The 19760-nt window shown below is 57.4% G+C and carries 19 protein-coding genes and 1 pseudogene; 6 read left to right on the top strand and 14 right to left on the bottom strand.

The window, feature by feature from the left end:
• Nucleotides 1–259: 259 nt before the first annotated feature.
• The gene (locus DNK10_RS18710) at nt 260–820 is read right to left on the bottom strand and encodes a lysis protein (RefSeq protein ID WP_244216285.1); all 561 of its coding nucleotides are present in this window, start codon (nt 818–820) and stop codon (nt 260–262) included.
• The gene (locus DNK10_RS18705) at nt 817–1362 is read right to left on the bottom strand and encodes a glycoside hydrolase family 24 protein (protein WP_131192588.1); all 546 of its coding nucleotides are present in this window, start codon (nt 1360–1362) and stop codon (nt 817–819) included. Before DNK10_RS18705 ends, DNK10_RS18710 begins: the two co-directional genes overlap by 4 nt.
• Before the next feature lie 206 nt (nt 1363–1568).
• On the opposite strand from DNK10_RS18705, the gene DNK10_RS18700 reads away from it, so the two are divergent.
• Nucleotides 1569–2087 carry a hypothetical protein gene (locus DNK10_RS18700; protein ID WP_131192587.1) on the top strand — a complete coding sequence of 173 codons (519 nt, stop codon included), beginning with the start codon at nt 1569–1571 and terminating at the stop codon, nt 2085–2087.
• A 433-nt stretch (nt 2088–2520) separates the two neighbouring features.
• On the opposite strand, the gene DNK10_RS18695 is transcribed toward DNK10_RS18700, so the two are convergent.
• Genes DNK10_RS18695 through DNK10_RS18685 form a run of 3 tightly spaced genes read right to left on the bottom strand, consistent with a single transcriptional unit; the run spans nt 2521 to nt 5039 of the window.
• Nucleotides 2521–2757, bottom strand: coding sequence for a hypothetical protein (locus DNK10_RS18695; protein ID WP_131192586.1), 237 nt, complete (start codon nt 2755–2757; stop codon nt 2521–2523).
• On the bottom strand, nt 2757–4529 hold the full coding sequence (locus tag DNK10_RS18690) for a hypothetical protein (RefSeq protein WP_244216284.1): 1773 nt from the start codon (nt 4527–4529) through the stop codon (nt 2757–2759). Before DNK10_RS18690 ends, DNK10_RS18695 begins: the two co-directional genes overlap by 1 nt.
• Entirely contained in the window at nt 4530–5039 is a 510-nt protein-coding gene (locus tag DNK10_RS18685) for a hypothetical protein (protein ID WP_131192585.1), read from the bottom strand.
• 527 nt (nt 5040–5566) lie between these two features.
• Here DNK10_RS18685 and DNK10_RS18680 point away from each other — a divergent pair.
• Nucleotides 5567–6184: a hypothetical protein gene (locus DNK10_RS18680; protein WP_131192584.1), complete on the top strand. Its 618-nt coding sequence runs from the start codon at nt 5567–5569 to the stop codon at nt 6182–6184.
• A gap of 13 nt (nt 6185–6197) precedes the next feature.
• Nucleotides 6198–6785, top strand: a complete 588-nt coding sequence (locus DNK10_RS18675) for a hypothetical protein (protein WP_131192583.1) — start codon at nt 6198–6200, stop codon at nt 6783–6785.
• 154 nt (nt 6786–6939) lie between these two features.
• On the opposite strand, the gene DNK10_RS18670 is transcribed toward DNK10_RS18675, so the two are convergent.
• The gene (locus DNK10_RS18670) at nt 6940–7431 is read right to left on the bottom strand and encodes a hypothetical protein (RefSeq protein WP_131192582.1); all 492 of its coding nucleotides are present in this window, start codon (nt 7429–7431) and stop codon (nt 6940–6942) included.
• A gap of 88 nt (nt 7432–7519) precedes the next feature.
• Complete coding sequence (locus tag DNK10_RS18665; RefSeq protein ID WP_131192581.1) at nt 7520–8416, bottom strand: phage tail tube protein; 897 nt, start codon at nt 8414–8416, stop codon at nt 7520–7522.
• Between the two features lie 100 nt (nt 8417–8516).
• Here DNK10_RS18665 and DNK10_RS18660 point away from each other — a divergent pair, with 100 nt between their 5' ends.
• Together DNK10_RS18660 and DNK10_RS26195 are read left to right on the top strand one after the other, a co-directional pair.
• Nucleotides 8517–8696 carry a type II toxin-antitoxin system HicA family toxin gene (locus tag DNK10_RS18660; protein ID WP_131192580.1) on the top strand — a complete coding sequence of 60 codons (180 nt, stop codon included), beginning with the start codon at nt 8517–8519 and terminating at the stop codon, nt 8694–8696.
• A gap of 52 nt (nt 8697–8748) precedes the next feature.
• The gene (locus DNK10_RS26195; RefSeq protein WP_244216283.1) at nt 8749–9435 is read left to right on the top strand and encodes a type II toxin-antitoxin system HicB family antitoxin; all 687 of its coding nucleotides are present in this window, start codon (nt 8749–8751) and stop codon (nt 9433–9435) included.
• 107 nt (nt 9436–9542) lie between these two features.
• On the opposite strand, the gene DNK10_RS18650 is transcribed toward DNK10_RS26195, so the two are convergent.
• Nucleotides 9543–9932: an antiterminator Q family protein gene (locus DNK10_RS18650; protein ID WP_131192579.1), complete on the bottom strand. Its 390-nt coding sequence runs from the start codon at nt 9930–9932 to the stop codon at nt 9543–9545.
• Complete coding sequence (locus tag DNK10_RS18645; RefSeq protein ID WP_131192578.1) at nt 9929–10216, bottom strand: hypothetical protein; 288 nt, start codon at nt 10214–10216, stop codon at nt 9929–9931. The genes DNK10_RS18650 and DNK10_RS18645 overlap by 4 nt, the downstream gene beginning before the upstream one ends.
• Nucleotides 10217–10453: 237 nt before the next feature.
• On the opposite strand from DNK10_RS18645, the pseudogene DNK10_RS18640 reads away from it, so the two are divergent.
• Nucleotides 10454–11224: pseudogene (locus DNK10_RS18640) on the top strand (transposase); the annotation flags it as partial.
• A gap of 77 nt (nt 11225–11301) precedes the next feature.
• On the opposite strand, the gene DNK10_RS18635 reads toward DNK10_RS18640, so the two are convergent.
• The 5 genes from DNK10_RS18635 to DNK10_RS18615 form a co-directional block, all read right to left on the bottom strand.
• Nucleotides 11302–14586, bottom strand: a complete 3285-nt coding sequence (locus DNK10_RS18635; protein ID WP_131192577.1) for a type I restriction endonuclease subunit R — start codon at nt 14584–14586, stop codon at nt 11302–11304.
• Between the two features lie 102 nt (nt 14587–14688).
• Entirely contained in the window at nt 14689–15183 is a 495-nt protein-coding gene (locus DNK10_RS18630) for a DUF4411 family protein (protein WP_131192576.1), read from the bottom strand.
• Nucleotides 15180–16331: an ImmA/IrrE family metallo-endopeptidase gene (locus DNK10_RS18625; protein WP_131192575.1), complete on the bottom strand. Its 1152-nt coding sequence runs from the start codon at nt 16329–16331 to the stop codon at nt 15180–15182. Before DNK10_RS18625 ends, DNK10_RS18630 begins: the two co-directional genes overlap by 4 nt.
• Nucleotides 16328–17575: a restriction endonuclease subunit S gene (locus DNK10_RS18620; protein ID WP_131192574.1), complete on the bottom strand. Its 1248-nt coding sequence runs from the start codon at nt 17573–17575 to the stop codon at nt 16328–16330. The genes DNK10_RS18625 and DNK10_RS18620 overlap by 4 nt, the downstream gene beginning before the upstream one ends.
• On the bottom strand, nt 17572–19758 hold the full coding sequence (locus DNK10_RS18615) for a type I restriction-modification system subunit M (protein WP_131192573.1): 2187 nt from the start codon (nt 19756–19758) through the stop codon (nt 17572–17574). The genes DNK10_RS18620 and DNK10_RS18615 overlap by 4 nt, the downstream gene beginning before the upstream one ends.
• Between the last annotated feature and the right edge of the window lie 2 nt (nt 19759–19760).

Genomic DNA, 19760 nt, shown 5'->3' with positions numbered 1-19760 from the left:
ACGGGGATATGAGCACTCGTTCTTGGGATTCGGATGGGAACAACTATCAAATTGACGTCGAGACCCGCCAAGTAGGAAATGCCCAAGTCACTATGAGTTCTGATAGCGAGGGAAATGAATATTCCATTCGCTCTTGGACTGACAGCTCTGGATCGCACGTGACTGACAGCGAAGGCAACACCTGTACTATCACTCATTCAGGTCAGATGATCGGATGTGAGTGAGTTCCTACGGCATGATGCGTGGTCATTGGCACGCATCATTCGCCGCCCAACACCCTGTTCACGTACGCTTGGCACGCCGTCAGCGCGATGATTGCCCGGTCGCCTCGATCGGCGATGCTGACAATTCGTTGAGCAGCTCCCGGGTCAATGTCGGCTCGGCTGGCGCCATCCACCAGGCATCCGGAGCAGGGAGCGGCTGGCACTCCGAGACCACCGGCACCACCTGCGGCGCCGGGGCTGGCGAGTAGGACTGACAGCCGGAGCTCAGTAGTAGCGAGACGGTCGCGCAGGCGAGCAGCATTCTTTTCAGCATCGGTCAGCTTCCTATGTTCTGTCTGGGATGATTCGGCCAGGTCTTGCTCGAGCTGCAGGCGCTTCTCTTGCTCGCGCCGCGCTTGGCCTGCCGCTACGCGGCTGATTTCCGCCAGCGTGTCGGCGTGCAGCTTGTCGCGTTGGGATATCTGCTGTTCTAGCTCTCTGCCCTGTTCAGCCATATCGAGTTGCAGGCCGTTGACGCGGAACTGCTGACCGCCACCGACCAGCAGCAGGGCCAGCAGCCACCAGGCCCAAGCCGGCACCACTGACAGCCAAGTCACGCTGCCATCTCCCCACCACACACAGTGAACATGGCCAGCAGTTCGCCTTGGTCGCAGGGTTCTGCGGCTCGTTCTTCTTCGTAGATGCCCAGCAGCTTGGTCAAGGCATGTTCATTCTGGCCGTAACCGGCGCCAGGCAGGCTTGCCCAGATCGGCGCCGCCCTCGCGATCGCTTGCTCAATGCGGCCGGCTTTGATGTGTGGCAGCGCCCCGCACTCCGTGAGCAGCTTGATAGCAGCCAGATCCTGGGCCTCGGGTGTGAAGCGCCCGTGGAACTTGTAGATGCGAACGATGGAGTCCCAGGTACGAGCCAGGAACTGGTACCGACCAGCCGCCATGGACTTGATCTTGTAACGCGGCAGGTCGACCATCACCCGCGGGTGCTTGCTGTAGTCGGTGAACAGCTTGCCGCCCACCAGTACATCGTAGCCGCTGTCCTTACTCGGCTGACGCGGGTGGTCGGTGCCCTCGCTCCACGCGAGCATGTCGAGGAAAGCGAGCACATTGATGCCGCCAGCTTTTTCAGAAGAAATTCGGGCCATAGGTTTTCTCCGGGTATGAAAAAGCCCGCGCTGGGCGGGCTATGATATGTTTTGAGATAAACGTTGCAGGGACGGTGCGCTTGAAAGAACCGCAAGAGCAAAACGGCTTTTGATAATTAACAACAAAAAACTTGATATGTATTGTTCCTGCTGAAATAAGAATAATGCATCACAACTCTTAACACTCAGCACACGAAAAAAATTATATGGAAATCACTAGCGGCATCCCCAAACCTAAAGATAGCGGAGTGACCGGCGAGCAAAGCACCGGCGGTGAATATATTCCCAGAGATCAACCAGACGAAGTTAAATTCCCTCCACCCTCCAACTATGCCCAAGCACTCAACAGCTTAGGAAATGAAAACTCAACACGGCTGGGCGGAAAAATGGGAGCTACTCTAGTCCCACTGTTAGTACAAAATCTTGAAAATGAAAAAGAACGACTATCCCAAAAGGTCGACTCCTTAACCTCTGAAAAAGAAAGCTTAACTAAAGAACTACACAATCTAGATATCCGAAATAGCGTTTTATCTCAAAAGTTAGTTAGTCAAAGAAAAAGCAGCGCAATGGCGCAATGCGCTCTTTTTACGTCACCATTACTCATAGGCATAACAATTAGCAACATACCGAATGAATTGATTTATGCAAAATCGTTAATTTTAATAATTTCAGTAGCCATAGGCATCTACGGGTTAGCACAGAACTTTACTGGGGCAGGCAAATGATTCAAGACAACATCCCCGAGCTCATGATAGTTGGCACATACGATGCTGGGATCCCAAACTCAGAGAGAATTGCCTTACAGGCGCAATCACCATTAGACCTTGGATGTTACGCTCTCCAACTTGGCTCTCTAGGAGTCAATGGAACCGTCACTCCCATAAAAGATCACTTTCTATGGCTAAACCAAGGAAGACTCAACAAAGGGGACTGGATATTTATTTACACGGCGCCTGGCAATTTTCGTTCAGAAAAAATAGAAAACTCATTTGAAGTACTGTATTCGATGCATTGGGGGAAGAGGGAAACTATATTTCAAAATAGAGATATAGTTCCAGTCCTTATTAGACTTGACGGGTTCCAATACTCTTCCAACCACTTTGGGAACCACCCGCCACAGATAGCCGGAAATAGAGCATATTTAACTTAAGCGGTCGCCTAGACATCCACATCCAGATGCGGCAGATCCGGCGCGGGGCCGGTGATCGTGCCGTCGGCGATGTAGGCCTTGCTGCCCACTGGCACGTCGACGCCGCGGACGGTGACGCGCGTGCCTGTGCGGAGCTCGACCGTGCTTATGCCGGCGACCGTATCGATGTTGCGCACGGTGCCGACGGTGCGAACACCACCGGGCAGCAGGCCGATGAAGCGTTTCCAGGGGTTTACCGTGGCCATCAGTGGTGCCTCTCCAGTTTCAGATCCTGCCAGACACGCACCGAGCCAGTTCCTTCGGCGCTGATGTCGGTCGACAGGCAGGCGCCGTACCAAGACCCGCCCGCCTCCGGCACCTGGCAGAGCATGCCGGGCAGCACCAGGCCGACGCAGTGGTCGTCGCTCTGGTGGAACAGCGGCAGCCGGAAGCCCACGACCTCGATGTCACCGCCCTTGCTCAGCTCATGCACGCCGCGGGCGCGGTTGGCCTCCTCACCCGTGATCCAGTCGTCGAACACGTCGGCGGTCGGGTTGTCGCCGGCAGTGCCGGCCCGGCGTACGAGCATCGACACGCCGTGACTGGTGCCCGACACGTAGCACGCATTCCATGCCGGCTGCGGCGTCCACTCGCCGTCGAGCTGGGTCAGCATCGCGGGCGGGATGATGCGATCCACCGGCGAATCGGGCTCGCCCCACTCCCACGGCGGCACTACGTAGCGAGGGCGGATCTCCAGCACGTCGCTGTCGCGCGCCGGCCGCACGATGGCGCCCACCGTTTCAGCGATGCGGGCGATGACCTGCATCGGGGTCTGGCTCTGATAGCTCAGCGCCCCGGCCGGGAACGTCCAGTCTGCCGGCCCGACGTTCTCCACGTCCCATTCGATGGTGAAGCCGGTGTTTAGCAGCTCGCTTTCCGCCGCCTGGTGAGCCGTAAGCGGCGCGCTGTTCAAGCCGGTACGCAACGGTGCGTACGGCGCTGCAAGCAACTGCGTGCGCGTGGCGCCGGTGATGCTGTACGCCTCGGTCGGAAATTTGAGCTGGCGGCTGTAGCGCTCGACCAGCAGCACCCACACCCAGCCGTTGATGTTCAACTCCACTTCCTTTGCGCCGTCGGCGTCTGGCCGCACCAGGTCGAGCGCGGCCTGGGTGAAAATATCGGCGCTGAACTTCCAGCTGAAGCTGTCCGCATCGAGCCCGATGCGCACGTTCTTCGCTTCCACGGGCGTGCCCGTGGCCAGCACCACCAGGTTGACGGTATTGGCGATCATGTAGGTATCCAGAATGGTTGGATCGGTCGGCGGCACGGGTAGCGGTTTGACCGGCCCCGGATAGTCGACGTACTCGATGCCGGTCAGCGGGCCGTCGAGCACGCGGGCCTTGCCCCAGGGCAGGCGCATGGTCAGGTTGAGCCGACGACCGCTCGACCAGCGCACGCCCGTACCGCCCGAATCCGTCGGCTGGATCCGTGGCGTGTCCGGCACATAGCGAAAGTCGAAGAACACCAGCGGCGCCGACGACGGGAAGTAAGGCCGCCCGCCGAAGTTGAACACCAGCGGCCCGTTGCCTGGCACGGACAAGCTGTCCTGCAGGGCAGTCGCGGCGTCGTAGCGTGGGCCATATTCGTTGACGCGACGGATGCCGATGCCGAGCTCTGCGTCCTTACGCGCTGGGCTTGGGTTGTAGATCAGCCGTAGACCCAGGTCGACCGGCCGGATCGAGTGATCCCAGCCCAACCACATGAATGAATCCTTGGCAGGCACAGCCCCCCAGGGCGCCGCGGCTGGCGTGCGATCCAACTGCCCGGCCTGCGCCCACGCCCCAGCGCTGGACATATCCGCCGCCGGCACCAGTTCCCAGGCCACCACATCCACTGCACGATCCAGCGCCCCGGCCCGCTGCCAGCGAGCACGGGCTGTCAGTTCATGCGCCTGGGTGCGCCGCCAGGGCATAGCGCTGCCCTGGCGGTCGGCTTGGGTCGCACGACCCCAGCCACCACCAACAGTGATAGAGAGCATTCAGGTTATCTCGACAGGCAACGGGCCGTGGGCCAGGGGCTGGTGGTAGCGAACCGCGATGGCGCGCGCGGTGCCGAGCAGGCGCGAGGGGTTTTCGCCCACCGCGGCCCACCACTCAGGCTCGGCCGAGGGCAGCGTGCCGCCCTCGGTGATGCGATACAGCCAGCCGGCGAAGTTGGTGGGCCGAATCGTCTGGCCAGCCAGAACCGGCAGATCCGCCGTGAACACCAAGCCCCAATCGTCCAGGCCCACGGCATAGACCGCCCCATCCGTCACCCGAACATCGACCACACCCGAGCCACCCGGCGTTGGGCCGAAACCGGCAAGGCGCCACTCACCGTCTAGCGGCCGCTCGATCACGACCACCTGGCGATCAGCGGGAACCCCATCTACGCGCACGATGCCCGTGAGGGTTGCGGGCGTGCCGACATTGCCACCGCCACCTTCGCCAGTCGTGATGTTGAAGGTGTAGGTGCCGCCCTCAGTCAGGGTCAGATAACTCGATCGCACGCGCCGCGGGAGTTCGTCATCTCGGCCGATCACAATCCATTCAAGGGACTGAAGGGTAGCCAGGGCGATGCGCTGGCTGTTGGTGAACTCCCCTCCATTCTCTTCCTCTGCTACAACAGGAAAATTCGCGTTTCGAAACACAGATCAAACCAAGCCAAGGCTCAACAAGGTGCCACCCAGAAAGAGATAGAGGTAGAAATACTTCTTACTTACTACCGCAACCATTATGAAGACAACATATTCAGTAAACCAAGAGACTTTGAATACGAATACTATGACGAGTCAAAAAAAGCGGATTACTTCTTCTAAAGCACAGTACAAGTAAAATTTTCTGTCATGAATTCTCCATTATCAATGCCGAAGTCCCTGGGAAAGTGTGCCTCACACTCGGCAAACAAACTCTTTACATACCCCAAGCAGATGATGTACCGCGCCCGGTGACCCGGCCGTGGGGCATTGAATAAAGCTGACAGTGAAGTCCAACGAGCAGCCATGAGCCAGGTAGATTAACCACGGAAGGGTTTCCCATGCTTGACCAAGCGAACATAATCACAACGCTGCACATTCGCTACCAGCGCGGCTACGACGAGCCAACAGAGCGCGACGTATCTATCACCGCTTTCGACCCGCATACGATCTCAGGCCACTGCCATCTACGCGGCCAATATCGAACCTTTCGCATCTTCAACATTCGTCACTGCTACAACACAGCAACAGGCGAGGTGGTTGAGAAAGAGAACATCTCCAAATACCTGTTCGAGCTCTACAAGAAGACGCCGCGTTACACACTTGACGTGCTGCACCGCAACCACCTGGAAGCCCTTCAGGTGCTACTCTACATCGGCAAGGCCGATGGCCAGCTACGCGCCGCAGAGCGCAAGGTGATCACCGCCGCCTGCAAGGTGTTCACGGGGGACGTGAGGATCACCGAGGAAATGGCTTCAGACCTGATCGACTCGATCAACATTCCCAGCTTCCACACCTTCAAAGTAGCCGTGGGTCGCGTAGCCAAACGCGGCAACCCAGGCATGATGAAGCGGCTGATGATCGCCTGCCGCACCATCATCAACACTCAAAAGACCGTTACCGCCACCGAGCAGGAAGCTTTGGACTACATGGCCAAGCGCTTCAAACTGCCACAGTAATGAAGGATTGATCATGGAACCGCTCAGCACCACCACAGCCCTAGCCTCGATCATCGGACTGATCGGACAGTTCAAAGCAGGCCGCGACAGTGCCAAGAGCCAAGACTTCAACGAGTTCATGCAGTGGCTGGCCGAAAGCAACCATGCCGAACTCAAATCTCTGATCGAGGCCAACCACGGCACCACGATCAGCATCAAGGCCATTTTGCATCAGAGCCAGGAAGCGCTCACCGAAAGCCTGAGCCGCATCGACAACGCCCTGGCCGCCATCACCACTGCCCTCGCCGGCTTTGGCGAGCTGAGCAAAAGCATCCGGCCTAATGCCGTGCTGTCTGAGCAAGCCGTTAGCATCCTCAAGCAGATCGATGAAGCAGAGGCCAGCCAAGTGCTGCTGGTCAAAGACTGGGAGGGCGGCGCAGAACTTCTACCTCTCGATGGGCGGGGAGATGAGATCGAAATCCTGGAACCCCGCTTCCTTGAAAGCGATTTGAAATCCGCTGTCGATGCCGGACTACTGATTCAAAGCTTCAACTCAACAGGCGAACGAATCTGGGTATTCACCAGATCGGCAGCGGCATTTGTTGCCTCTATCCCCTCCTGATTCAGCAAGTGCAACCATTTGCACCGCCCAACAAAAGCCCCGCGTTTTCGGGGTTTTTCACTCAACAACGATCCATTCTCAGGAATCGCGGCTTCTTGAGTAAGCGTGCTTTCTGCCTCCAAGAGCCATCCCTGGCCTGACCGTTCCTACTTTCCTACTGGATAGAGAAGCGCATCTGATAACCGACGCCGCTTTCATGCTCCTGTCGGTTCACGGATAGCGTGGTGTTACCAATAGTTGCCGTCGCCTCAAGCCCACCGGATATCGCAGCCGAGATGTTCGACGGAAGCCGTTTACCAAATGCGTTGGTACTCAAACGTTGCGAGACCTGCAGGAACCACTTGTTCGCCTCGGATATCGCTTGCGGCGGGTTTACATCCAGAATCACTTGGAGGATCGAGGCGCTATCAGCATTCCCTCGGGCCTCATAGGAAAGCTGATGCAAGGGGCCTACCTCTTCACGACCGAAGCTCCGAATCTGACTGGCACAACGACCTTTCCCTTCATCATTCATTTGCCAGCCATCGGTTGGCAGTTGCTCTACCTCGAGGTAGTTGCAGACCACTGCCGGGTCATTCGACGGCAGTTGCGCCATGGCCAGGCCGCTGACCACCATCAGTACGAATCCAATTACTGCTTGCTTCATCATGTGTTCCTTCTGTTGAATTCGGGCGAAACAAATGCCTCGCCCTGATGACTACCATCTAACAAGTCGCGAAATACGCAAGTGGGCGTCAAGCAGCCTTATCGACGATCTGCATCTCGCAGAACTTGGAGATGTCGTTGTTCAACACCAACGGGTCGGCCAGCAACTCGGCTGGGGCTTCCAGCTTCAGGTACTCGGTGCCGAACACCGGGAGCTGCGCGATGGTGCCGAACTTCATGCGGCGTGGCCGCAGGCTGAAAGGCTCGCCGCTCTGGGCATCATTGAGGCCGGCGATGTACAGCTCGAACTCGCCTTCGCTGCCGTTGAGCATTTGCACGGCAGTCTGCGCCCGCGGCGTATACGACGCCTTCACACCCGCCGCCGTGATGTTGCCGCTGCCGGTGACGATAACCCCGTGCGGTGTCAGCAGGTAATCTTCACCGGGACTCAACGCCTCATCATCAGCCGCCTTGAGCGCAATGGTCTTGCTCATATCCGGCAGGTATTTGAAGGGAATAAGCTCGCCCTCAACACCGCCGCAGACCAGTGGTTCATCGACGATGGCAGTGGTAGGGACAGTCGAGAGCGTCGAACGAGTTACACGCGCCACGTTCTCGGCGGTGATGTCGTACATACCAATGGTGGCTTGAACATCCGACACCGGCGACCGCACGTTGCGGTTAGCCGCGATGGACAGAGTGACCACAAGAGCAGCTGCAGCGAATGCCGCAGGGCCAGAGTAAGTGAAGGGTCGGAAGCCCCACAGTTCGAAGTCGCTCAACGCAGGGCTGAACAAATACCCCATGGTCAGGCTGATGCCGAAGTACACCAAGCGCTCGACCAGACCCAGCTCAGGCCGGGCCATGAAGAACACCAGTGCGCCGCAGAAGGCGCCCGTCACGGCATTCCCATCCACCCCTGCAAACAGGCCCGCCGCGCTGACGCCAAGCGCGCCGGCAATTACGACACCGCTCGGCTCGCTCATTTTCACTTCTCCAAAAGGCAGGGACACAAATACAACATACATGTTGTATTGCCACAATTATGTTGTACACTGGCATCACCCAAACAGAAGAGACGAGGTGATGAAGTTCAGCGAGTTCAGACGATGGTTAAAGGCCCAAGGGGTGGCCTTCGAAGCGGGTAAGGGAAGCCACTTCAAAGTCACCGCCCCGAACGGCAAGCAAACGGTCTTTGCAGACCATGGTTCAAAAGAGATGCCTGAACCGACACGCAAAGCGATCATCAAGCAACTGGGGCTCTGAGAGCCCCTTCAGCCTTTCTGGACGCTGAACGATCACCCAGCAAGGAGTGACCATGTACGACTACGCAATTCGCTTCGAACGCGAAAAAGGACAGGGCATGGCAGTGTTCTGCCGCGACCTGCCAGAACTGAACAGTTATGGCGATGACCGAGACCACGCGATCCGTGATGCCATGGATGCCATCGAGACCACCTTGTCGCTCTACGTTGAGCAGCGCCGGAAGATTCCACAAGCAACACCACCAGAGCCAGGCGAGCACGTTATACGTCTGCCTACGGTTACCGTTGCCAAGATCGTGCTATGGAATGAGATGGTGGCCCGCAGGATGCGCAAAGCAGACCTTTGCCGGCTGCTGGAGATTGCCCAGACCCAGGGTGACAGGCTCGTGGACTTCCTTCATGCCACCAAGATGGATGCGCTAGAAGCCGCACTGGAAAAGCTTGATATTAGCTTGGCCGTGAAGGCGATTGATCCAAACGCGGTAGCGGTAGAGTTCTATCCAGGCTTCAACAAAAAGGGCCATCGCACTATCTTGATAAGGCGCCGCGACACTCCATTCTCTGCGATACCAGAGGATCTCGTAGAGGCTTACAAAGACATCCATCCACAGCATGAATACGTCAATTTAAACGACCTTTCATCACGCTGGTGGCTGACCAAGAAGGATGGGGAAGCGCTACTGAAGAAGGGCTGGTCGGCTTTCTCAATGGTTCCTATGGCTACGCAATCCAGATTGTAGAAGCGAAAAACCCGGCGCAAAGGCCGGGTTTCTAGGTCATGTGTCACTTGCTGCTGACTGGACACCGTGCCATGAAAGCAGGTGTTTATCCGCGAGGAAAGAACTATTTACGCCGCCTCGCGATAAGCCTCCATGGCAGCATCAATCCATGCAACACCCGCCTTGATCAGTTCGCGGGCTTTTGCCTCCCCCATGCCTGCCGTGCGGCCGACTCGGACAGCGGTGTACTTGGCACCGAAGTACAGCCAGATGAAATCCCCCATCTGCTGGTCGCGCTTGCTCAGGCGAGACACAGCGCTATCAACAGCCAGGGCAAGGTCATCAGTGATCGAGTACTCCTTGAGTCCACCCACACTGACGTTGTTGTTGCGGATCAGCGCCTGGAGGGGTGAGACGTACCGAGGCATGCCCATTCCGTCCATCCGCCAGTAACCCCACTGCTCAAGCAGCCATTCGGTATCGCCCAAGGGCTTGTCTGCATAGGTTCGCTTCTTCATGCGCGGCTCCTCACGGCTTTTTGCTCAAGGCCAAACAGGGCGCGCAGCAGCCTGTCAGCAGTCTTCGACTTGGTGTTTCCCTCGAGCAGCCAGGCGCGCCCGAAGTCATGGAACGATGCCGCTGATCGGTGGCCGTGCCAGCTCGCAACGATCTCCAGCAGCACGGCCTGGGCCTGAGCACCGCCATCCACCACCTGGGCCAGCTCGATGCCGGCGATTTTCAGAACCTGGCGCTCTAACGGCTCCATGGTTTTCAACGGCTGGGCAGTCGTTCGTACGGTCATTGCGGCTCCCCTTGAGAAGTCTGGTCGGCATGCTGCGCTGGGGCGGGCGCTACGTTATGCCCCCTCTCTTCTGTTTGAGGCGAAATAAGGCTAGAAGCCGCGCTGTTACTGGCGTCGACCGGATCTGGCGCTGCGTTCTCTCCTGCAAATACCTGCCGATGAATCAGCCCGAAACCGCGCTCATCGAGATAGGCGTGCCACCGCTCCAGAGCGTCACGCTTCTGCTGCTCGGCATGGGTGCTCGATACGTTGAACACGGGTGATGTGTTGCTGGGCGACGCCTATTACGCAACCTACTTTCTGCTGTGCGAGTTGCAGCGCAGAGGCATCGATGGCGTATTCGAGCAATACGGGGCCCGTCGGCATCGCACCGATTTCCGGCTCGGCAAGCGTTTGGGTACGCGCGATCATTTGATCGCTCTGGAAAAACCCTCGAAACGCCCGCCCTGGATGAGCGAGACACACTACGAGCAAGCGCCTGATAGGTTGGAGGTTCGGGAGTTGAAAGCCGGCGGCAAGATCCTGGTCACCACATTGCGCTGCGCGAATCAAACGCCCAAAGATGCATTGAAAGAGCTGTTCAAAAGCCGCTGGGACGTCGAACTGGATTTACGCAACTTAAAGAGCACGATGGGGCTTGAGATGCTGAGTTGCAAAACGCCATTGATGGCTGTGAAAGAGCTTTGGGTTTACCTGTTGGCGCACAACCTGATCCGGCTACTCATGGTGCAATCGGCATTAATGGCTGACTGCTTGCCGCGTGAACTGAGCTTCAAGCACAGCCTGCAGCTATGGCTGGCGTGGCGACAATTCGATGCCCCTGATATGGACGAACGCCTTCAGAAACTGCTGCTTCTAATCGCCCAGCAGCGTGTTGATAGACGACCTGGTCGAGTTGAGCCACGCGCGCTCAAGCGAAGGCCGAAACCTTATCCATTGCTGACCCAAGCACGCCAATCCGAACGCGCCAAAATCAGGAGAAGTGGTCATCCAAGGAAGGCTAAGTAAGTGCCATTCGGGGCGGAGTCTTTCTCTTTGCTATCTGTGATTTTATTTTTTCGATTACTTCCGGCACCGCTTACCAATCAGTGATACACCCGCGGTTCATCCCCCATGCCAGAACTGTAGATATGGGAGAACACTGCATTAGCCTTGAGATCAATCTCTTCCGCATCATACGAAGCCAAAGGAAGGCTGTCCCACAGATGCTTGATGATCTCAGCCTTGACCTGGGCCTGGGCGGCGGCCTTTTCGCGCCAGCGGTCGATCTGCAACTTGCCACCAGCCAGTTTGTTCAGCAGTTCCTTGGCGGCCTTTTTGATGGCGTCGCGGTCTCCCTTGCTAAGTGATTCCTTCTGCAGCAAGTCGAATACTGCCAGTTGGTCCTCACTTTCCAACCCCTCACGCAGATAGCGCTTTTCCTCATCCGAACAGGTGTCGTTGAAAGTAAAAAGGTCATCCATCACCTTCTGGATTTCAGCCGAATCCTTGTCTTTGTTGTACGCCTGCACAATCTCCTGATAACGCTCGTAGAGATCTACACGAGTTGGATTACGCGCCACCATGGCGGCCAGACGCTCTTCGATTTTTTCCATCAGATTCATCGCCACAACGTTCTTGAATGGCGTTCTCTCGAACTCGGCCCGCAGACGGGAAAAGTCGATATTCGAGAGGTTATAGCGTGAGCGTATTTCCTTGATAGGCCGTGCCTCAGTGGCCACTGCCACATCCACCACGTCATACAAGTCCTGCAGTAAGGCGCTCACGTCTGGTGTAACACGTGCATCCTGCAGCTTGTTGTAGATCGCTGTAAGCGCACTCTCTTCAGCGTCAAAGCCGAACAAGCCGGGATGAGGGAAAAGGGCACGATGGCGGGCCTGGGCATCCTCGACGATCACTTGATAGGTCTTACGGCATTCGTCGCTTTCGCAAAGCAGATTCACCGCAACCAGAATTTGCTGCTGCTTATCGAAGCCGCGAGCCCCGATCAGTGCATCAAGATTAAACCCTAGTCCTGCCAGGAAATCGCGTGCAGCCTTTAGGCTGTTAGCGTACTCGGCCACGGCAACGGTATCGTCACGCACCGTATCCTGCTCACCTTCGCCCTTGCCTGTACCGGCACGGTCACCCTGAGCGAAGGTCGCCAGCGCACGACGCAGGCTCTTGATCATGCCGTTGTAATCGATGATCAGCCCGTGCTTCTTGCCGCCGCCCACTCGGTTGACCCGAGCGATGGCCTGCATCAGGGTGTGGCCCTGCATCGGTTTGTCCAGATACAAGGTAGCCAGGCACTTCACATCGAAACCAGTCAGCCACATGGCACAAACTATGGCGATACGGAATGGGTTGTCGGCCTTCTTGAATTCCTTTTCCAGGTCACGCTTAACCATCTTCTCGCGGTGGGTGGTGATGTCCAGCGGTTCATCGCGGAAGTTCTTCCATTTGGCGAACTCGGCCACCTCGCCTTGCTCCTGCGATACAACCACGCAGCACTCGGTCGCCTTCATCCACTCCACCTGCCCGCGGCGCTGCTTTAGCAGGCCGGTAGGTGCCTTGCCCTTGGCTGCGAACAAGGCCTCTTCTGCGCTCACTGCGGCGTCAAGCTGAGCGGCTTTCTCTTGCCACTTAGCCACGATCAGATCGTGCATCTTCACGCAGGTGATCTTGTCGAGGCAGACCATCATCGCCTTACCGCCACCGTTTTCCACGACGCGCCAGCGCTGATGGAAATGATCCACGAAATCCTGCGCGACCTTATCCAATCGCGTCGGCGCGGTCAGGATGGGGTAGTCCCGTGCCAACTCACGATAAAGTTTTTCTTCTTTCTCGTCGGTCCATGGGTCGTTGAGGGTTGCTGCCTGCTTGGCGGCCTCAATGTGGTCGGCAATGCGATCACTCACCGTGGGGTCGATGATCTTCAGCTTCTCGCCAGCGTTCTCGTAAAACAGCGGCAAGGTAGCGCCGTCGGCTACGGCACGTTGAAAGTCATAGATCGACACGTATTCGCCAAACACCTCGCGTGTGAGCTGTGCTTCGCCCGATTCAATCAGCGGTGTACCGGTAAAGCCGAGAAACTTGGCGCGCGGCAGCCCCTTGCGCATGTTCAAAGCCAAACGCCCGTACTGGCTCCGGTGCGCCTCATCACTGATAACGATGATGTCATCACGTTCCGAGTAGGCCTCGATGATCCGCTCGCGGTATTTCTGGATCAGGCTAAACACATAGCGGCGGTTTTGATCGCGCAGCATCTTGCGCAGGGCTTCGCCATTTTTGGCCTGATCGATCTTGCTATTGGCGCGCCCGCAGTTGGTGTAGGTCGAGGCGATCTGGTCGTCCAACTCAGTCCGATCAGTGATGACCACGAAGGTGTAGCTGCTGGAAATCTTGCGGTGAATCTTCTCCGTCAGAAACACCATTGAGTACGACTTGCCCGAGCCTTGGGTGTGCCAGAAAACACCAAGCTGCCCAGCTATGACCTCAGCGTGGATCTGCTCATCCTCAGACTTCAGGCGGTCAATGACGCGATTCACCCCAAGGTATTGGTGGTTACGCGCCACGATCTTGTGCGTACTTCCCTCACTGGTGTCGAACAACACGAAGTTCTCGACGATATCCAGGAGGCGCTGCTTATGCAGCATGCCAGCCAGCAAAAATGGCAGCAGGGGCTGATCCTTATTGGGCTCCGGGTCGTCCTCATCCAGGCGCTTCCAGCGATAGAAGTGCTCCTTGGTCGAGGTGATTGAGCCGTACTGAGCGTCGTGGCCGTTGGAGATGACCACCAACGCATTCCAATGAAACAGGTGCGGGATAGTGTCCAGGTAGTCGGCGTAATTCTTCTTGTAGGCGCTGTCGATATGCGCCTCGAAGCGCTTGAGTTCGATGAACACCAGAGGCAGGCCGTTCACGAAGCCTATGACGTCCGGCCGACGCAGCCACAGCTTGCCCCGCACCCACAGCTCACGCACGGCCAGATAACGGTTGTTGATCGGCTCATTGAAGTCGATCAGCCGCAGACGCTTATCCACTAAGCGGCCCGCCGCATCGCGGTAGCTAACCGGCACGCCGTCGCGCAGTAGCTTGTACTTTTCTTCGTTGTGGGCGATCAGGGTCTTAGTGATGTCGTCCTGCACGACCTGAGTCAGCGCCTGACGATAGGCTTCATCCGGCAAACCAGGGTTCAAGCGTTCGAGCGCGGCCAACACTTCTCGGGTCAGCACCACCTCGCTGTCCGATGCCCGACCAAGAAGGCTGCCTGGCCCAAAGCCACCTTCATCCTGCGCGAAGACACTGATCCAACCCAGCTCCTTTTCCAGGAACTCGGCCGTCGGAGCCTGAATCAACAAATCTTCGGAGTAGTCTTTCTTGGCCATCGGTTTCCTTCCCCCATGCCCCAGCTACGCACTCCGGCGCGCCAGGGTCTTAAATCAAGTCGTCAGCAACAAGGCCTGCTCGCTGCCGAGGTCGAAACATCTTTACTGGGCAGCCCCTAGCACGAATTTGGCTTTCTCGATCCGCAACATTTCGTAGGGCGTCATGAAGCGCAGTCCCAAGCCAATGCACACATTCGGAATTTTGATGCGCTTGACCGAGTTGGCCGCCACCTCATGCGTCACCACGATATGACCTCCTGCCAGGGCATGCGCAACGAGATAGAAATCCGCAACCTGCAGGAAGGTGTTGATGGCCGCCGGCTCGTACTGCTGGCTGGTCACCCAGCCGCTAACCTTGGCGAACTGTGCAGCCACTGCGGCGTCCGTCTTGTTGAACAGACCATTAGCGTTCTGCCGCACCCAATCCGTTAATTCATCTGCACCAGCGGCGATCTCATCGGCCACCTTGTCGATACTGAGGACACGCCCGTTGGCGTTACCGTCGAGCAGCCATTGCCAGAAGGCCGGGCAGAAATCCAAACCGTAATGCAGGTTTTTGGCCTGGATAAACACGTTGGCGTCGAGCAGGTAACTCATGCCATCACCCCCAGCTCACGCGCAGCCTCGTAGAAGGTTGCCGTCTTGCGCACGCCCAGCATGCGGAAGGCATCTTGGAACAACGTTTGGCCTTCCAAGGTGCTGCTCACAATTGCCCGGGCGAATCGCTTGCTGGTACGCGCGCCCAGCGTGCGGTAGAAGTCACCGCCACCACTGCCGCGCTGCTCCAGCGCTTTCAATCGGGCTTGCTCCTCGCGATAGTGCTGCCACAGCCGGCCTTGCTCGATAAAGCCGGCGTCGAACAGACGACGCAGCGCAACCAAGGTGCTGACCTTGAACTCGCGGGCCAGCCGCTGAATCTCGTCGGGGATCGGCGCATCAGGCCGATAGGCCGCACGCAATGCTTCCAGTGGCACCAGCAACTCTGCGGCAACGCGATTGCACCAGCGCTCGGTTTGCTGCTCCGGCACCTGCCCAGCCTCGGCATCCGAAACACCCGTGGCACCCAGCCAGAGATGCGCCAGCTCATGGGCAAGCGTAAACATCTGCGCCGCCTTGCTATCGGAGCCATTCAGGAAAATCAGGGGGGCCAGCTCGTCCGCCAGCGCGAAGCCACGGAACTCTTCTACATCCAGCTTGCGATGGCTGTTACTGCCGACAATGGAGCTGGCCATTACTAGCACGCCAGCGTCCTCGGTCTTGTTGATCAACTGGCGCAGTGCATCCGTCCAAGTCGGCAACTGCCGACGCTCCTCGGCAGATAGCCCGAGGGTTTCGCGCATGTGCTGCGCAACTAATTCAGGGGCATCCTGGATGCGTGCACTGCCGACAAAGGCCAAGGCCGACAAACCATGCAAGCGTGCATAGTCCCGGTACCAGTCCTGCCGCTGCTGGCACAGATAGAGCGTGTCCAGCAAAGCACTGCTCGGCTCTGCGAGCGCTTGGTCGCGCAGGGTACGGAAGTCCGGCACCGGCAACGCCAGTTGTGGCGGCTCCGGCAGGAAGAAATAGCCAATGGCCGTATGCGTGAGTTTGGCGAAGTCTTCGAGCTGCTTGAGCGTAGGCTGCGCCTCTCCGCTAAGCCATAAGGGCCATTTGCGGAAGCGTGCCCCCAAATCCTCATCGTGCAGACGCGCACGCCGGGCCGCCCAGCGCAGCACAGGCACAGAGGCGGGGACGGTGGTCATGCAGCTACCTCTTCAGGCAATGGGATAGTGCTCACGTCGAATTGGCCGGACATAAGTTTAGGAAGTAAAAGATCGCGGGCGCGAACCAAGCTGGTGTTTTGCACCTTTAACGCTTCCATTTGCTCCACCACGGGCAGCACGAGCCTATCAAACGACTCCAGCAGGCCAGGATCAGGAATGACAATGTCTACGTCCTCAAACGTCTTGGCTGTAACCGCCGGGTAGGCAGCACCGGTTGCGTTCTGCTCCAAGTAGCTTACAAAGTCATCGGTCGTCGTTGTGAAATACAAGTAGCTGAACGGAACATTTGATGCCGAAAGCACAGCGAAACCCGTCGACGCCACCAGATTTTCATCCGGTTCCCAAATCAGCGCATACGAGCGCCGATTCGGGCGCACGCAGGACCATATTACGTCCCCATGCCTAACCCGCCGTCGCGCCCGGCCGGGCGCATCAGCAAAGGCGTACGACGAGACCTCACCGATCACCCCTGGACTCACCGATGAGATGTCGACGTAAAGAATCGAGTCGGGTCTGTCCTTGGTACTAATCGTACGCTCATTGACGTTGGCGACCGACGACAGCTTTTGAGTGCTCCACCCCTCAGGCATCTCATCCTTTAACGAAACAGATTCATGGCCAGGGAAGTGCAAATACACGAACCACTCGCGATGAATGCGGCGGGCCGCGTCTTCGAGCAAGGCGATGCGTCGCTGGTTGGTGACGATCAGGTCGTCGTATGCAGCTAGAACCTCGCGTATTGCAATCTGCTCATCGATGGGTGGTAAGTGCACTCTGATCAACTTCAGGTCACTGCCACGAATCCCCTTAACAGCCGCCCCTCCGACAATTGCACGAATCCTAGACCGCCCCACTGGCGAGCGGAAATAATTAAAGAAGAACTCTGGATCTGCGACTGTCCTGTCAAGCCGACCCCTGATAATGGACGACTCGAACGTCATCGGCACCGTGGGTTTGTAAACTATTGAGCATTTTCCGGCCCCTTCTTCAACAAGAGAACGGCGGCCAAAGAGCAGATCGCCATCAATCAGCCCATTCTTGAGCATTTCAGCATCGGACATCTGAATCAGCGACATCGCCTGACTGCCTATCCGATTGAATGCGAACAGCTCACCCATATTGACGATCGGGACACCCGAGCCATGATGTTCTTTGCTCTTGTAAACACCATTTCGGCTGGGTGCGGCAAAGATCGATTCGAAGTCGACTTCGGGCCAGCTCATCCCAGCAGCTCCTCAAGGTTGCGGCTAATCCGTCCTGCCAGCTCCGCCGCCTTGTCATTCAGTTCGGCCAGTTCGTCGTGAATCTCACGTAGTTTTTCGGCGAAGTCGTCTTCGTCTTCGGCCGCAGCAGCGACCACGCCCACGTAACGCCCCGGCGTGAGCGAATAGTCGTTGGCTGCAATGCTGTTTTCACCCTCTATGGGTACCGCCTTGCACAAGCCGGGCACGTTCTCGAACGTGCCACTTGGGAATCGGCTATGCAGCCAGTGTCCCTGGTGAATGAAGTACACGGCTTGCTTGAACGCCTCCAGCAGCGCATCACGCACGGAAGGTGTTTCGTTCTTCTTGGCGTCGGCAGCTAATAACGCACGCTTTGCTTCACGAATAGCCTTGCCATCGAAGGCTTTGGAGAGTCTGGCGCGCAGGGATTTTTCCGCTGTATCTAGTAGCTTAAGCCACTGCTTATGACGGGCTTCCAGTACCTTGACTGTCGCCTTTAGCTGGGGAGCCAATGCTTCCAACTTGGCTTGCAGCACTATCTGGCTATCGTGCTCAGTCATATCGGCTGCTGCGATGGCAGTGCGAGCCTGCGCGCATGCCTCCAGGGTAGCAGCGATGGCCTCTGTTGCTTCTGTATCAGCGTACGCGGCCGCAAGCTCAGCCCTGAAGAAATCAAGCACCCCTTGCGTGAGTTGAGCATCCTCCAGTTGGTCAGCATTCAGCTCAGCCAAAGTCGCGCCTTCAGCAAAGGCGGAAAGTTTGGTAGCCAGCTCATTCACTGCTGCGGTATCGGCGCTGATGCGTTCGGGTAGCGCCGCCAGCCAGCCGTCCACCTGGCGCTGGTAACGCCCCACCAACGCTACAAACTTCTCTTGCTCGCCGCGATACAGCCAAACGATGGCATTGAGGTTAGCCAGTTGCTCTTCGGTAAACACATGAGAGCGTGCGGAGACGACGTGGTAAACGTTGCGTGCGTCGATCATCAGCACCTGGTCTTGCAAGTGCTGAGGTTTGCCCTTATCGAAGAACCACAGCGTGCAGGGCAGGCTGCGGGTGTAGAAGAACTTGTTGCCGATGGCCATCATCACATCGACATGGCCGCTCTTGACCAGCTTCTCGCGGATGTCGCGGTCCTTATTGCCGGCATCCGAGGCGCTGGAAGCCATAACGAAGCCTGCACGCCCCGTCTTGTTCAGGTAAGCGTAAAAGTACTGAATCCACAGGCTATTGGCGTTGCTGATGGCCCCTGTCTTGGCGTTGGTGCCGGGGAGGCCAAAAGGCAGGCGACCTGCAGGATCCTCCTGGGGAGCGACCTTCTTGGTATCCACACCATCCACATTGAACGGTGGATTGGCCATCACGAAATCGCACTGACCGACCAAGTGCTCGGCCTGATCGTAAAAGGTATTGCCCTGACGGATGTTGGAAGCATCCAGTCCATGTACCACTAGGTTCATGCGCGCCAGCTTGGTGTTGGTGTCGCTCTTTTCCTGGCCGTGGAAGGTTACGGCGTCATTGACCACCGCATGGCGCTCGTCTTCGATGAAGTGGCCGGTTTGCACAAACATGCCGGCCGACCCACATGCCGGATCCAGCACCAAGCCATGATCGGGCTCGATCACATTGACGATCATCCGCACCAAGGACGGCGGGGTGAAGAATTCCCCCCCTTCCTGGGCGCCGCTCATGGCGAACTTGTTGAGGAAGTATTCGTAGATGCGACCAAACACGTCGCCAGTCGCCGCCTTGATCGCCGGCCGGTCAAATATCTTGACCAAATCCGCCAGCAAGTCGGGTTCGAAGGCTGTGTAGCCTCGCGGCAGCGCACCCTTGAGCACTTCATACTCGGCTTCGATCACATCCATCGCGGTGTCGATGGTCCCGCCCACATTAGCCCCTTGGGGCAAGCTGACGATGCGATCAAATCGGGCCTTTTCCGGCAAGTAAATGGCGGCCTTGCCTTGGAAGCCAAGCCGGATCAGTTTCTCGCGTTGAGTATCCGGCATCTTGGGGTGAATATCGGCCTCGATCTCCGGGAGGTAGGCCTTAAAGCGATTATCCGCATGGCGCAGGAAAATCAGCCCGAGCACTGGCATCGCGTACTCGGAAGCGGTCAGTTTGGAGTTGGCACGCAGTTGATCCGCTGCTTCCCACAGTTCATTTTCAAGTTGCTGGACGTTCATCA

Source organism: Phytopseudomonas daroniae (assembly GCF_004327275.1).
Lineage (GTDB): Bacteria > Pseudomonadota > Gammaproteobacteria > Pseudomonadales > Pseudomonadaceae > Aquipseudomonas > Aquipseudomonas daroniae.
The sequence above is the reverse complement of the archived record's forward strand: the minus strand, read 5'-3'. Positions and strand labels throughout refer to the sequence as shown.